This is a genomic window from Clostridium sp. (genome assembly GCF_026168755.1).
Taxonomy (GTDB): domain Bacteria; phylum Bacillota; class Clostridia; order Clostridiales; family Clostridiaceae; genus Clostridium.
The window spans coordinates 64,533-79,529 of sequence record NZ_JAPFDR010000002.1; the positions used below are offsets into that span (position 1 = coordinate 64,533).

Below are 14,997 nucleotides of genomic sequence, written 5' to 3' on the forward strand. Positions count from 1 at the left end.
ACCACTAAACTATACTATTTAAAGTTACAAAATAGTTACACCCAGCTTATCTTCTTATCATTTAACCTCTTATATTAATTTTTCAAAAGCTATTCTTTCACTTCCATCTTCTAAATATATTATTCCACAATATTTAAAAGTGTTTTTCTCAAGTAACTTTTGCATTGAAATATTATCTTTATGTGTATCTATTTTTATACTAGTTACTCCATTTTCTTTACATAAACCTTCTACTTCTTTAATTATAGCTGATGCAATTCCTTTACCTTTAGCTTTTTCACTAACAGCAATTCTATGTATAACAGCATAATCCCCATTATTTAACCATTGTCCATTATATATATTTTTATATGTTTCATCCTCTTCAAATGAAACCATTGCTGTTGCTAATATCTTATTTTCACTTTCTAATACATAACTACTATTATTTTTGATATCAGTATATATAGTGTCACTATTTGGATAACCATCTTGCCATTGATTTATTATATTTTTCTTAAAATATTCCTTTGCCTCATTTATTATCTTCATTACATTATTTATATCTTCTATAGTTGTCTTTCTAAAATTCATATGTACTCCTCTATAAATAGTATTAATTTTTTACTATATATTTACTCTTTAATTATATAACAAAAGAGGGATAAAAGTATCCCCCTATGTAAATTTTAAAATACAAGATTTTTTTATTTTTTAAATAAAGAACTTACTTTTTCTTCAAATATTTGAACTTGCCTATTTATATACATTACTAATTATATCAATTTTATTATAAACCCTCAAATAGTACATATAACTAAGAACTTTAAATAAAAAACAATTATCTACTACTTGCATTTTACACTTTTAAATATTTTATTACATTTATTCTTTTTTTTGTTATATAATCTATATTAAGGTTGATTTTTGTTTTTTAAATGCCTATAATATATATTAAATAATAATAATTATTCCTTATATATATAATATATTTTCCAAAATAGAAAATACTATATATATTAAATAAACGAGGTGAAGTTATGAGTAAAATATCAATAATCGGCGCAGGTGCAATTGGTGCTACAACAGCATTTGCCTTATTACAAAAAGGAATAGCACGAGAAATTGTAATTAATGATATAAATCAAGAAAAAGCTCTAGGAGAAGTACTAGACTTAATGCATGGTAGTTCTTTGTGTAGGCCTTGTAATGTTACTTTAGGTACTTTAGAAGATACTAAGGATTCAGATATAATTATAATAACTGCTGGTTCTCCACAAAAACCTGGTGAAACTAGATTAGATTTAGTAGATAAAAACTACGCAATATTTAAAAGTTTTATTCCAAAACTTGCACAACTAAGTCCAAATTCAATATTATTAGTTGTATCTAATCCTGTAGATGTTCTTTCATATATGACATATAAACTTTCCGGTTTCCCTAAAGAAAGAGTAATAGGTTCTGGTACTGTATTAGATACAGCAAGACTTAGAAGCTTACTTGGAAAGTATTTTGGAATTGATGGAAGAAATGTAGAAGGTTATGTTCTAGGTGAACATGGTGATAGCGAATTTGTAACTTGGTCATCATTAATGATTGGTAGCATACCTGTAAAAAGCTTTTCTGAGCAAAATTCTATAGCTTGGGATAAGGAAACTGAAACTGTTATAGCTGAAGATGTTAAAAACTGTGCTTATGAAGTTATTAAAAGAAAAGGTGCCACTGCTTTTGCTGTTGCAATAGCTCTTGAAAGAATAGTTGAAGCTATTATTAGAGATGAAAAATCTATTTTAACTGTTTCAACTTTATTAAATGACTATTATGGTGTTAATGATGCTTATTTAAGCGTTCCTACTATTCTTGGAAGAAATGGTATAGAAAAAGTTTTAAATATTCAATTATCACCTACTGAACAAGAAAAGTTTGTATCATCAGCTAATTTAATGAAGCAATATATAGATAGAATTAATGATAAATAAAATTAATAAAAAACTGTATCACAATTTGATACAGTTTTTTATTAAATTAAGTTTATTATATCCATCATAAGATAATACTTTTTTAAATAACTAAATAAATTTTATAAAACTCTTCTAGCTCTACCAATTGAACTCCACGGAACATCAGTTATTCTTATTGTTTTACCAGAATTCGGAGATTCTATCCATTGTCCATTTCCTATATACATACCAACATGTCCTAAATCGCTATAGAACAATAAATCACCTGGTTGTACATTATCTAATGATACTTCTACTCCGCTTTTTATTTGGTCATAAGTTGTTCTTCCAATACTTATATTAGCTTTACTAAATCCCCATTGCATAAATCCTGAACAATCGAACATTCTTACTCCACTATCAACGTATTGATATAAAGTATCATACTTACCTGCAGAAGCATAATCTGGGAACCTACTCTTTAATGTTTGTATTGATGCGCTAGTAACTAATTCTCCTGAACCACCATAAGCATATGGAGAGCCAATATGAGATTTTAATTCTTCTAATACAATGTTATATGCATTAGAAACAGAAGTATTACTATTGTTTCCAATACTATTATCACTTCCAGTAGATATTTTTATATAATCTGCACTTACATATCCTACTGAACCCTTAAAATTAATTTTATACCAATTTCCTTCTTTTCCAGTTATATTAACAGTTTCATTATTAAGTAAATATCCTAATACTACTGCACTTGAAGAAGCCTGCTTTCTTACTCTTAGATTAGAAGTAACATTTGTAACAACCCCTACAGAATTCATTGTTTGAGAAGAATTATTACTATCTGCTGTTGAATTACTATCCCCATTATTTGAATTTGATTCTGAAGATGGTTTGTTTTCAGTTATATAATCCTTATGAACATACGCATATGATGAATTATATTTAATTTTATACCAACTTCCAGTTTCACCTACTATATTTACAGAATTACCTGAATATAAAGTTCCTAAAACTGTTGAACTAGTAGATGCTTCTTTACGAACTCTAAGTCCTCCACTACTTACATTATAAACGTACCCAGTCTTGTTAATTTCAGCCTCTGAAGAATCAGTATTTCCTGTATTATTACTTTCTGTATTATTGATTGAATCTCCATTAGTTGTGATATATTCTTTACTTACATAACCGTATCCACTGTTATATTGTATTTTATACCATTCTCCTTCTGATCCAACTATATTTACTTCAGTATTGTTAGTAAGATATCCTAATATTGATGAACTTGTAGAAGCCCCACTTCTTACTCTTAAATTAGTAGATACATTATAGACCTTACCTTTTGTTGATATTGCTGAAGATGCTGAGATTTCTTTTACATAATCTCCATGAACATAACCAGTTATTCCGTTGTACTTAATTTGATACCAACTTCCACTTTTAGAAATGATGTCAAATGTACTACCATTTCTCATAGTTCCTAATACTGATGAGCTTGTACTTGCCGACTCTCTAATTCTTAAAGTTGAAGTTACATTGATAACTTGTCCTTTGCTTATAGAAGCTACTTCTATTCCACTATTTATTTCTGTAGCACTCGCTGGTACAGTTTTAACGGCTAAAATAGTTCCAACAACACCAGAAATAGCAATTATCTTTTTTATCTTTCTTTTCTGCATATTTTTCCACATCCCCCGCTTACTTAAATATATATTTTGACATAATAAATTATATATTTTTTCACTTTAATTTGCCATATTTTTTAGCATATTCTTCTTATTTTTTATTATTTTAAACAAATTAAACTCTCTTTGCTAAAACATATCTTCTTAATCCACCATATTTTAACTTATCTTGTTTAATTTCATAACCTAAACTCTTAAATGTGTTTACACTAAACTCATTATATGGTGATGCTGTAGCACATAATATCTTAGTATCTTCTTTTACAGCAATTTTCTCCAATTCTTCACATATTATTTTTTGAAGCCTATTTCCTCTGTACTCTTCCTTGACTACAGTAGATTCTATTTGTCCTACCTTTAATAATTCTTCATTATCTAATCCTATGTCATAGCCATAGTTAGATTTATCATAACCTTTTTTGGCATAAACCCCCATTGCAATAAGCTCGTCATCTTCTGTAACACATCCAATTATATTTCCATTTTTCTTTATATACTCTTCAAACTCTTCTCTTTCTGTATCAGCATATAGCTCTTTATTTTCAAGTCCATCTATTATTATTTTTTGTAATTGCATAATTTTATCTAAATAAGATATACTTAGCTCTTTTAACTCAGCTTGAACTTCTACTCCATCTTTTCTTTTTAATTTTAACATATTATTCAAATCTATACCTCCAAACTTTTCTTCTACCTAATAAAAATTTTACTTTGTATATAACTAGAGTTTCAACATTATTTTTTATAAACTTTAATGTAACTGTAACTATTAATGTAACTCTAACAAAAAATGTAAGCTACCTCATTAGGAGACAGCTTACTTTGCTAAAATATACTGTGTATTAAATTCATTATAATTCCGGTATGATCATTAAAAATATTTATACCTATAAGAATAAGAATAATTCCACCTATAAGTTCAGCATAATCCTTAAATATTCCACCAATTTTCTTGCCTGCAATAACCCCAATAAAACAGACTACAAATGTTATTACTCCAATAATTAATGATGAATAAACTATGTTAACACTTAAAAATGCAAAACCTACTCCAATAGCTAAAGCATCTATACTTGTAGCAATGGCAAGAGTAGTTAATTCCTTATTTGATAACTCACTTTTACTTTCTTCTTCCTCTTCTAAAGTAGTACTTGCTTCATTTGCAGCTTCTTCTTTTTCAGTACTTGCTTCTTTACTATTCTCATAAAACTCATAAATCATCTTACCCCCTAAAATTGATAGTAATATTAAAGCAATCCAATGATCTATAGCTTTTATATATCCTTGAAAGCTTATTCCTAACATCCATCCAATTAATGGCATTACCGCTTGAAAACATCCAAAGAATAAAGCTATTTTTATAGCCATTCCCTTAGTTAAATTTTTCAAAGTCATTCCTTTAGTAACAGATACAGCAAATGCATCCATTGCTAAAGCAAATGCTGTAAGTACAATTGTAATAATGTTCATAATCATTCTCCTCACTATTATTTTCTCTTAAATTTTTACTTATATGCAAAAAAATAACGAGATTCATGGATGCAAAAAAAGCATCCATGAGTCTCGTTATTTAAGATTAAGCCAGGTTTTATTCAAAACCATTATGTTGACCTAACCACATTTACATGCTAACTACTCCCTCACAGGACCAATATATTATACTATTATATTATTTATATGTCAATTTTTTCTTTTCAAGTACTTTCCATATCCTTTTTCTCCTACAAACTCTCCATCCCTAGAAATTATCTTTCCCCTTAATATTGTAAATATAGGATATCCTTTAAGTCTAAATCCTTCATAAGATGTATAATCTACATTAGAGTGAGGGCTTTCAGTAGTCAAAGTAACTTTCTTATTAGGATCTATTATATTTAATATACCCTCTTTTTTATACCTATTCTATATAAAATATCTTCTATACCATTAGCTTATATTCCTTGTATAGATATAATCTAAATACTTTTATACACCTTTAATAATAAACTCAAAACTCATATTCTTATTTGAAGGTATTAAATATTCATCATGCGGCATAGCCCCCCAGCTATCATCTCCTCCAACACCTATATTTTTTAATGATGCTCTTATAACAGTATGGTAAACTGGTGGTAACTCATAGTGATGATATGCATTTTCTAACTCATGTGGAGTATATGGAAGTGCACTAAATTCAAAATTATTGCCAGTTATTATCACTCCATTGCCTGTATTATCAGTAACCTTAGCCCATTTTAAATCAGTTTTGTTACCACATTCTTGTGGAATAACATATTTTGATACATTATCAATTACCTTATTCTCATGAACACCTAATCTTGCACCCTTGTTTCTATCAGAATAATTTTCTTCAATACCTCTACCAAACCAAGTCAAGTTATTATAGGCACAAGGAATTTTAATCATCATCCCGAAATCCAACATATTAGGTAATCCTTCTACTGCCTTATAATCCATTTTTACCTTTATACTTCCATCTCCTAATGTAGTATATGTTACATCACATTTACTTTCTGGAGTTGTTGGTAATGCATATGTGTAAGTTATACTTGCTTTATATTCATCATAAGACATTTTTATATCTATAGCTTTAGCATAAAGACTCGCAACTTTCCATGTTGCACATTTAAATGCCATTGAATTTCCTCTGTCATTATCAGTTGGTGCATGCCAGAAGTTTGGCTTAGGAATTTCATTAATATATTCTCTTCCATTAAACTTATAAGATATTAATCCGCCATAATTCTTTGAATAAATTACTTCAAAATTTCTTCCTCTTACTCCAAAGTTAACATCACAATCATTTACAATTATTTCTTCATTACATTCTTTATTATTATCTAAAACTTCATAGTAATCTTGTCCAAAAGCTACTTCATAACCTTTTTTTGCCCATAAAGTATCCTCCTTCAATACAGCTTTTACATCTATTGTATAATTACCTGAATTACTCTTTTTAGATATTGGTAGATTTATCTTTATTTCACTACCAGCTTCAAGGGATATATTTAACTTTCCATATTCTATAACATTTCCTTCTCTTAAATACTCCCAAATAATATCATATTGATTTAAATTTATAAATAAGTTATCATTTTTTATTCTTACAGAATTGAAATTAACATCTATCTTTATATTTTGGTAGTTAAACTTTACTTCTTGCATCTTTGGTGATTCTTTTCTATCAGCATAAATAATACCATTCATACAGAAGTTATAATCTGTAGGTCTATCTCCAAAATCACCACCAAATGCTAAATAGTCTTTTCCATAAATATCTTTAGTCATTAATCCTTGATCAATAAAATCCCAAATAAATCCCCCTTGATACATTTGATACTTGTCTTCAAGCTCTATATATTTATGCATTGCACCATTAGAATTTCCCATAGCATGAGTATATTCACATAACATAAATGGTTTTTCTGGATTGTTATTTAAATATTCTTCAATATCTTTTACTTTTGCATACATTCTACTTTCCATATCAGAAGTATTATTGTATCTTCTATCATTAAATACTCCTTCATAATGTACTAATCTGCTACTATCAGTATTTCTAAAGTATTCAGACATTAAATAAATATTTTCTCCACCAAATGCTTCATTCCCACAAGACCAAATAATTATAGATGGATGATTCTTGTCTCTTTCTAGCATAGATTTTGCTCTATCTAAAACGCACTCTCTCCACTCTTTCTTTGAATCTGGAACAACACATTTTGAATCTATTTTACCCATCTTTTGCCATGTACCATGACTTTCTAAGTTAGTTTCATCAATAACATAAATTCCATACTCATCACATAATTCATAGAAATAGCTTTGATTTGGATAATGAGAAGTTCTAACTGCATTAATGTTATTCCTCTTCATTGTTTTAACATCCCAAAGCATTTCCTCCTTACTAACATATCTTCCTGTATAACAACTAAACTCATGCCTATTTACACCTTTAAAAACAATTCTTTTACCATTAATATGCATTATATTATTAATCATTTCAAAAGATCTAAACCCAACCTTTTGTTGTATAACTTCAATTATATTATTATTTTTATCCAAAACCTCTATTAGCAAAGTATAAAGATTTGGCTCTTCTGCACTCCATAACTTTATATCCGTTATCTCTTCTTTTATAATTAATTTATTACTTTCAATACTTTGAGTTTTATCTAAAATTTTATTATTACTATTATCTATTAAAGCAAATTTAATAAATGAATCTAAGTTTCCTTCAATTTTTAAATCAATATCTAATTCACATTTTTTATAGTTCTCTTTAAGATTTGTATGAATAAAAATATCATTTATATGAGTTTCTGGCTTTGTATATAAGTACACATCTCTAAATATTCCTGAGAATCTCCAAAAATCTTGATCTTCTAACCAACTTCCACTACAAAACTTAACTACCATAACAGCTAATTTATTTTTTCCTTGTTTATATAAATTGCTTAAATCAAAATCAGATGAAGTAAAACTATCCTCACTATATCCAACAAATTTACCATTTAACCATAAAAAGAAAGCACTTTCAACTCCTCCAAAAGAAATATATAATGGTTTCCCCAAAAATTCTGAAGATATATCAAATTCCTTTACATAACATCCAACTGGATTATATCTTTTCGGAATCAATGGAGGTACAATATTATCATGCCCATCCCAAGAATACATTGTATTTACATAATGTGGTTTATCATACCCTTGAAGTTGAATGTGTCCTGGAACCATTATATTGTCCCAACTCTCAGCATTATAATCCTCTTCATAAAAATTATTAATTATCCCATCCAAGTTTTTACTATAATGAAATTTCCACGCTCCATTTAAAATTTTTTTAAAAGAAGATTTAGCTTCTTTTAACTCCTCTAAATTACTATAAAATTTATGATCTGATTTAGCTTCTAGTCTATTAATTTCATAAACCTCTGAATTTTCTAAATAACTTAAATCAAATTTTCTCATTTCCCTTTCCCCATTTCTCTAGCTTCTTCCTACTTTTTCATAATAACATTTTTACTTATCCTTTATATTTTATCACGATATTTATCTTATGATTTAATTATCTACTTAAAATTTATATATTTGGTTAATATTTTCAATTGATTGTTTTTTAAACTTACAATATACATGAATTTATATATATTGTAAGTTGTCTATTTATATATCTTCTTAATCTACTACCTCTTCATTCTTTTCTTTTGTTGCATTATTTATTGCCTCATTAACTTCATCTAAAACTTCACCTAAAACTTTATCTAGTTCATCTTTATCAGCAGTATTATCCTCTACATCATTATCACCATAATTGTTTCCACTATTATTGCCGCAATAGATACCTTTTTTAATAGGTGCTATTAAAAAACATGCTACTGTTCCAGCCAAAAAACATGCCGCTCCAAATAAAATTTTTTCATTTTTATTCATTTAACCTTACCTCCAATATAATTTACTTTCTTTAAACATATACCTTAGTTATATGTTTAATATTTTAATAATATTATTTACTTATAATTATTTAATAATATTTATACAAATTAAAACCCTATCAAATATCACTACTTTAAATATTCAATAGGGTTTATAAGTTATATTATTTTTTATTTAAATATGGCATTACATCTTGAGTATATGCTCTTAATACTTCCGCAACACTCCATGCTTGAGAATAGCATCCTCTTCCAGTAGAAGCAAAATCTCCATCAAAAATTTCAGCTATCCCATTTATACATCCATCTCTCATAGTATCCTCAAAAACTTTACACATATAATTTGCCTTATCTATAACTTCCTTAGAATAGTCATTTACTTTACAGTAAGCTGTTATAAAACTTCCTATTAAGAATCCCCATGTTGTTCCCATATGATAAGCACAATCTCTATCAAATAGCTTTCCTATATATTTTCTCTTATAATCTTTATCCATAAATGAAAGTGAACGTAATCCATAAGTAGCATATAAATGCTTATACACAGTATTTACTATCATTTTTTCTTTTTCTCTATCTAAAATAGAAAATGGTAATGATACTGCCCAAATTTGGTTTGGTCTTATTTTATCATCATTTTCATCTACAACATCATACAGACAACTCTTTTCCTCATTCCAGAATCTATCATTAAATGATTTTTTAACTCTTTCAGAAAGATTTATATATTCACTATTATCATCACCAAACTTCCCAGCTAAATCCTCCATTATTTTTAGCGCATTATACCATAATGCATTTATTTCAACTGGCTTTCCATGTCTTGGTGTTACAACATAATCACCAACTCTAACATCCATCCAAGTAACTTGATCAAGCCCTCCCCCAGCAAATACTAATCCATCACTATCCATTCCGATTGAATAATCAGTCTTGCTTGCATAAGCTTTGTATATTTCTTTTAATTTTGGATATATTTTTTCCCCTATGAATCTGTAATCACTTAAATCACCAGTATACTTCAAGTATTTATAAACAGCTTGGAAATACCATAAAGAAGCATCTACAGTATTATATCCTGGCTCAGTATTAGCATCTGGAAATACATTAGGAACTAATCCATTTTTTATATATTTAGCAAATGATTCTAATATTTCTCTGGCATCGCTAAATCTTTTTGTTACTAAAGTCAGACCTTCAAATGCAATCATTGTATCTCTACCCCAATCTGTAAACCAAGGTAGTCCTGCTAACACAGTTTTTAATCCTGTACTTTGTCTATTTACAATAAAATGATCTCCTGCTTTAACTAAGTTGTTAGCAAACTCATCTTTTAAATCTGCATTTTTAACTAACTCTTCTGCTCTTGCTTTATATTCTCTTACAATATCAAATCCTGATTTTTCATTTAATCCTTCTATTGTACACTTAATATAAAACTTTTTCTTTTCAAATGGTTTTAATTCAATATGAACTTCATATGGTGTGTAGTGATTATCTACACCTAAAAATCCAGTTCTATGATCAATCATATAAAAATGATTTTCTTCTATTAAATAATTTGGTGTTGCCATACTTGTAGGAATTAAACTTCTATCATAATAATTACCTTCTGATGTATAAAACTCTATTTTTATATCCTTATTACTATCTGGTATTAATATTAAAGTTTTTTCATCTACATTAACATCAAATTTTAATTCTGATCTTTCACTTGTTTCTCCAGCTTCTCTATAATTAAATAACGGAACTAAATTTAACTTAGCTTCCTCACTACCATTTTCAATTTCATAGCATACAGCGACAGTATTATGTCCATACTCCATAGCTATACTTTTATTTATGGAAATATCTTCAACCCTATATCTATACTCTGGAATCGTATCCAAAATAAACTGCTCTAAATACTCTTGTCCATTTTTTGAAGTTCCTATATATTGCTGAGATGTTAAATCATATTCTCTATCTTTAATAATAATTTGCTCTTGCACTCTTGTAAGTATAAGCTTTCTATTTACAGGCGCATTTAATGAAGCTATTAAATATCCATGAAAAGCCTGTGAAGCTCCCCCAGCAACAGTATGGTTAGCATATCCACCAATTCCATTCCCAACTACCCATGATAATTCATTACCATCTTCTATCGTTTTCCACATTCCTCTTCCATACTTATACATATATTCTTCCCCTTCTTTTACTAAGTTATATTCCGATAATGAAATTATACATAAGTTTTTTTTTACAAACAATAAAACATATCTGCTACTTTTACACTAAAACTGCTAAATTGTTCGTTACGTGGAAGCGAAAAAATGAAATATTTATTTTCCAGTAACCGTGAAATTTTCACCTAGAATTTATATAATTGATTCCGTAAAGCTTGCTAAAGTTTTTAAACTCGCTATTCGCTCAAACAGTAAAAACTTCTTTACGCAACTTTACTCCATCAATTATTAAATTCTACGGCTTAATTTCAATGACCCTTCCAAATTAATATTTCATTTTTTCTTTTTTCACGTAACTACCTATAACATAACACCTTACAGTTAATGTCTTTTGCTACATGTTATATGACAAGTCGTTAACTAAAAGTATTTTAACCTGAATAAAATAAGACTCATTAAATTAAAAGTTAATTATTTTATCAAAATAGTTTATAGCACAAAACATTAACTTTATAGGTATTTCTCTTTTAAATTGCAGACCTAGGCTTTAAAGCTAGTGATAGAGAAAAATTAATGATATAACCGGAAGAAAGTATTATATAATAAGCTTTAGAATTTAATTATTATTGTAATAAAACTAGCGTTAAGAAGCTGAGGTAAGCGATAGCGAACTTCGAAGCTTTAGCTGATTTTATGGAAATAATAATATAAATTCTTAGCGAAATTATATGACTTAATGGAGGTTATATCATTAATTTTCGGCATCACTGCATTAACGCTTTGGTTCGCAATATTATTTGCTATGTTGATCTGTGAAGTCTCCTTTGCTTATTGCAATGCGCTCTGCAACTAGGTTAGAAATCACTTCATTTACAGTCCAATCTATTGAAGTTTCTGTAACTACAGCCTTTAAAACATTATTCACTCTTACTTTTTTTAGATTTTCAATAAAGATATTCATCTTTGCTGGTGGTATTGCATTAAATATTATAGCTCTCTCTTTTCTTCCATCTTCACATTCTGAGTTTATATTGTTATATAATACATCTTTAATAACTGTATTACCATTTTTACTATTTAAAATTATTTGATCTCTAATCCCTAAAATCATGGCACAGTTTTTAACTTTTTGTAAATCCTTTCCTCCTAAGTTACAAAGTAATATGCAAGTTCTCCCCTCTCTAGCAGTATTATCTTTTATATCTAACTTATCAAATGACATATGTATTCCTCCAATTTTATTTATTAACTTTTTTAGTATAATTATATCATAAAATTCTTTTATTTAATATTTAAACAATAATAATTATTATTTAATACTTAAAATAAATTTTATGATTCTGTAAGAAATATTATATAATTTTAAATAAATATATTTTCAAATATTTTCCATTTTGTTATAATATACTATATGTTATGTAAATAATTATTTCTATGTTAAAGATTGGAGTGTTTTTAGTGGAAAAAAATTTAAAATTCAAAATATACAATAAGGTTTTAAATAAATGCTTTAAAGTAACTAGAATAGATTATATGGATGAGGTTGTTTATTACTTTGATAGAGATAAAAATGATGAAGATATAGTTTCTTTTGATGATTCAGTCCTTTTAATGCCTACTGGAATTTGTGACTCTTTAGGTCGTGAAATATTTGAAGGTGATGTTATAACCTACCAAGAAAGTAGTTTTACTTATAAAAAAACTGCTGAAATAATATATGAAGATGGGTGCTTTATTACAAAACAACTATTTCAAAAAAATTTAGAACTTAAAGCTCAAAAAGAAAACCTCATTGTTGATGACTTTAAAGATTTATTATGTGTTGCTACATCATCTGTCTGCAAACCAATTAAAATTATTGGTAATATTTTTACTTATAAATTAAGCAAAAATAATGCTAAAATAAAAATAGAAGTTTAATATAACTTCTATTTTTTTATTAAAAAAATAGAATATCGCATATATACTACGATATCCTATTTCAATTTTAAAATTTCTTTATTATACTCTGATAACTTTTCTATTAAAACCTTATTTTATACTTCCATAATTATCGGTACAATTATAGGTTTTCTCTTAGTTTTACCATATATAAATGAACCAACATCATTTCTAATATTATTTTTTATCTCTGACCATTTGAATATATTTTTATCTACTGAACTTTGTATACTATCATAAGATATTTCTTTTATTTGCTTTACTAGTTCTTCTGATTCTCTTACGTATATAAATCCTCTTGTCACAATATCCGGACCTGAAACAATGGAACGACTTTCTTTTTCTATTGCCACAATAATATTTATGATACCATCTTTTGATAAGTTCTTTCTATCCCTTAAAACTATATTACCAACATCTCCGATACCAATACCATCAACTAAAATATTTCCAGCTTGAACTTTACCGCTTATGCAAGCTGACTTCCTATTTAAACTTAACACATCACCATTTTCTAAAATAAATGATTTACCTTTTTCTAACCCTACTTCCTCTGCTATTAATATATGCTTTCTTAAATGTTTATATTCACCATGTACTGGCATAAAATATTTAGGCTTTAAAATTGATTGTAATAATTTTAATTCCTGCTCACAAGCATGACCTGATACGTGAATTTCTTCTATTGATTTATAAATAACATTAGCACCTTTTTGTGTTAATTCATTTATAACCTTTGATATAGCTTTTTCATTTCCTGGAATAGGATTTGCAGATATAATTATCATATCATCTTTTTCTATTTGAATATTTTTATGATTAGAACATGCCATTCTTGTAAGCGCTGACATAGGTTCTCCTTGGCTTCCTGTAGTTACAATTGTTATTTGATTGCTGTTATATAACTTTAAATCTTTTAAGTCAATTAATAACCCTTCTGGCATATCTAAATATCCAAGTTTTATTGCAACCTCTGATATTTTTTCCATACTTCTTCCGCTAAAAGCAATTTTTCTTCCATATTTAATAGATGAATTTATTATTTGTTGTAACCTATGAATATTTGATGCAAATGTTGCTACAATTATTCTTCCAGTTCCTTTACTAAATAAATTATCTAATGTTTCACCTACTGTCTTTTCTGACATTGTATACCCTGGATGACATGCATTAGTACTATCAGCCATAAGTAATAGAACCCCTTGTTTACTTATCTTAGCTAATCTTTGTAAATCTATTACATTACCATCAACAGGTGTAAAATCTACTTTAATATCTCCAGTATGGACTACTATACCTAATGGAGTATGAATTGCTAATGCACAACTATCTGCAATACTATGATTTGTTCTTATAAACTCTACCTTTAATTTTTCTAAAGCTATAGTATCTCCTGGCTTAACTACATTTAAATCTACTATATCAAGCATTTTATGTTCTTCTAGCTTATTTTGAATTAATCCTACTGTTAAATTAGTAGCATAAATTGGAGCATTAACTTGCTTTAATATATATGGTATCGCCCCTATATGATCCTCATGTCCATGAGTTATAAAAAATCCTTTTACTCTTTCTTTATTATTAACTAAATATGTTACATCTGGAATTACAACATCTATTCCATACATTTCTGAGTCTGGGAAAGTCATTCCACAATCTACAACTATGATTTCCTCACCATATTCTATTACTGTTATATTTTTTCCTACTTCTCCTAATCCACCTAACGGTATAACTTTTATCTTTTTTTTGCTTTCCATTAAAATCCTCCAAATTATTTATTTCAATATATTTTTCTCTATTTTTTGCATAAAAACAAAAAGTTGTTTTAAATCAACTCATT

Annotated in this window: 11 protein-coding genes and 1 pseudogene; 2 read left to right on the top strand and 10 right to left on the bottom strand. The window is 27.6% G+C overall.

Annotated elements, in window-relative coordinates; translation table 11 throughout:
• Positions 1 to 69: 69 nt before the first annotated feature.
• The gene (locus Q0Y03_RS01505; RefSeq protein WP_297712095.1) at positions 70 to 573 is read right to left on the bottom strand and encodes a GNAT family N-acetyltransferase; all 504 of its coding nucleotides are present in this window, start codon (positions 571 to 573) and stop codon (positions 70 to 72) included.
• A 446-nt stretch (positions 574 to 1,019) separates the two neighbouring features.
• Here Q0Y03_RS01505 and Q0Y03_RS01510 point away from each other — a divergent pair, with 446 nt between their 5' ends.
• Positions 1,020 to 1,958 carry an L-lactate dehydrogenase gene (locus Q0Y03_RS01510; RefSeq protein WP_297712096.1) on the top strand — a complete coding sequence of 313 codons (939 nt, stop codon included), beginning with the start codon at positions 1,020 to 1,022 and terminating at the stop codon, positions 1,956 to 1,958.
• A gap of 101 nt (positions 1,959 to 2,059) precedes the next feature.
• Here Q0Y03_RS01510 and Q0Y03_RS01515 read toward each other — a convergent pair whose 3' ends face one another.
• From Q0Y03_RS01515 to Q0Y03_RS01550, 8 genes and pseudogenes are all read right to left on the bottom strand, one after another.
• On the bottom strand, positions 2,060 to 3,607 hold the full coding sequence (locus Q0Y03_RS01515) for a C40 family peptidase (RefSeq protein WP_297712097.1): 1,548 nt from the start codon (positions 3,605 to 3,607) through the stop codon (positions 2,060 to 2,062).
• Between the two features lie 121 nt (positions 3,608 to 3,728).
• A complete protein-coding gene (locus Q0Y03_RS01520) occupies positions 3,729 to 4,280 on the bottom strand; it encodes a GNAT family N-acetyltransferase (RefSeq protein WP_297712098.1) in 552 nt (183 codons plus the stop codon).
• A gap of 158 nt (positions 4,281 to 4,438) precedes the next feature.
• On the bottom strand, positions 4,439 to 5,083 hold the full coding sequence (locus Q0Y03_RS01525) for a manganese efflux pump MntP family protein (RefSeq protein WP_297712099.1): 645 nt from the start codon (positions 5,081 to 5,083) through the stop codon (positions 4,439 to 4,441).
• A gap of 210 nt (positions 5,084 to 5,293) precedes the next feature.
• Positions 5,294 to 5,485, bottom strand: a pseudogene (locus tag Q0Y03_RS01530) (dihydropyrimidinase); the annotation flags it as partial.
• Positions 5,486 to 5,578: 93 nt separating this feature from the next.
• Positions 5,579 to 8,584 carry a glycoside hydrolase family 2 TIM barrel-domain containing protein gene (locus tag Q0Y03_RS01535; protein WP_297712101.1) on the bottom strand — a complete coding sequence of 1,002 codons (3,006 nt, stop codon included), beginning with the start codon at positions 8,582 to 8,584 and terminating at the stop codon, positions 5,579 to 5,581.
• Between the two features lie 207 nt (positions 8,585 to 8,791).
• Positions 8,792 to 9,046: a hypothetical protein gene (locus tag Q0Y03_RS01540; RefSeq protein WP_297712102.1), complete on the bottom strand. Its 255-nt coding sequence runs from the start codon at positions 9,044 to 9,046 to the stop codon at positions 8,792 to 8,794.
• Between the two features lie 166 nt (positions 9,047 to 9,212).
• Positions 9,213 to 11,225 (bottom strand): amylo-alpha-1,6-glucosidase, encoded by a 2,013-nt coding sequence (locus Q0Y03_RS01545; RefSeq protein WP_297712103.1) that lies wholly within the window; start codon positions 11,223 to 11,225, stop codon positions 9,213 to 9,215.
• 781 nt (positions 11,226 to 12,006) lie between these two features.
• Positions 12,007 to 12,435 (bottom strand): DUF3783 domain-containing protein, encoded by a 429-nt coding sequence (locus tag Q0Y03_RS01550; protein WP_297712104.1) that lies wholly within the window; start codon positions 12,433 to 12,435, stop codon positions 12,007 to 12,009.
• 236 nt (positions 12,436 to 12,671) lie between these two features.
• Between Q0Y03_RS01550 and Q0Y03_RS01555 the strand changes: the two genes are divergently transcribed.
• Positions 12,672 to 13,133: a YopX family protein gene (locus Q0Y03_RS01555; RefSeq protein ID WP_297712105.1), complete on the top strand. Its 462-nt coding sequence runs from the start codon at positions 12,672 to 12,674 to the stop codon at positions 13,131 to 13,133.
• A gap of 116 nt (positions 13,134 to 13,249) precedes the next feature.
• Here the strand turns inward: Q0Y03_RS01555 and Q0Y03_RS01560 are convergent, their stop codons facing one another.
• Positions 13,250 to 14,914 carry a ribonuclease J gene (locus tag Q0Y03_RS01560; protein ID WP_297712106.1) on the bottom strand — a complete coding sequence of 555 codons (1,665 nt, stop codon included), beginning with the start codon at positions 14,912 to 14,914 and terminating at the stop codon, positions 13,250 to 13,252.
• Positions 14,915 to 14,997: the final 83 nt, after the last annotated feature.

Bases quoted from the DNA above. Each gene is read 5' to 3' on its own strand.
- Q0Y03_RS01550 (WP_297712104.1), bottom strand. From the start codon at position 12,435: ATGTCATTTGATAAGTTAGATATAAAAGATAATACTGCTAGAGAGGGG.
- Q0Y03_RS01505 (WP_297712095.1), bottom strand. From the start codon at position 573: ATGAATTTTAGAAAGACAACTATAGAAGATATAAATAATGTAATGAAG.
- Q0Y03_RS01560 (WP_297712106.1), bottom strand. From the start codon at position 14,914: ATGGAAAGCAAAAAAAAGATAAAAGTTATACCGTTAGGTGGATTAGGA.
- Q0Y03_RS01540 (WP_297712102.1), bottom strand. From the start codon at position 9,046: ATGAATAAAAATGAAAAAATTTTATTTGGAGCGGCATGTTTTTTGGCT.
- Q0Y03_RS01515 (WP_297712097.1), bottom strand. From the start codon at position 3,607: ATGCAGAAAAGAAAGATAAAAAAGATAATTGCTATTTCTGGTGTTGTT.
- Q0Y03_RS01535 (WP_297712101.1), bottom strand. From the start codon at position 8,584: ATGAGAAAATTTGATTTAAGTTATTTAGAAAATTCAGAGGTTTATGAA.
- Q0Y03_RS01525 (WP_297712099.1), bottom strand. From the start codon at position 5,083: ATGAACATTATTACAATTGTACTTACAGCATTTGCTTTAGCAATGGAT.
- Q0Y03_RS01545 (WP_297712103.1), bottom strand. From the start codon at position 11,225: ATGTATAAGTATGGAAGAGGAATGTGGAAAACGATAGAAGATGGTAAT.
- Q0Y03_RS01510 (WP_297712096.1), top strand. From the start codon at position 1,020: ATGAGTAAAATATCAATAATCGGCGCAGGTGCAATTGGTGCTACAACA.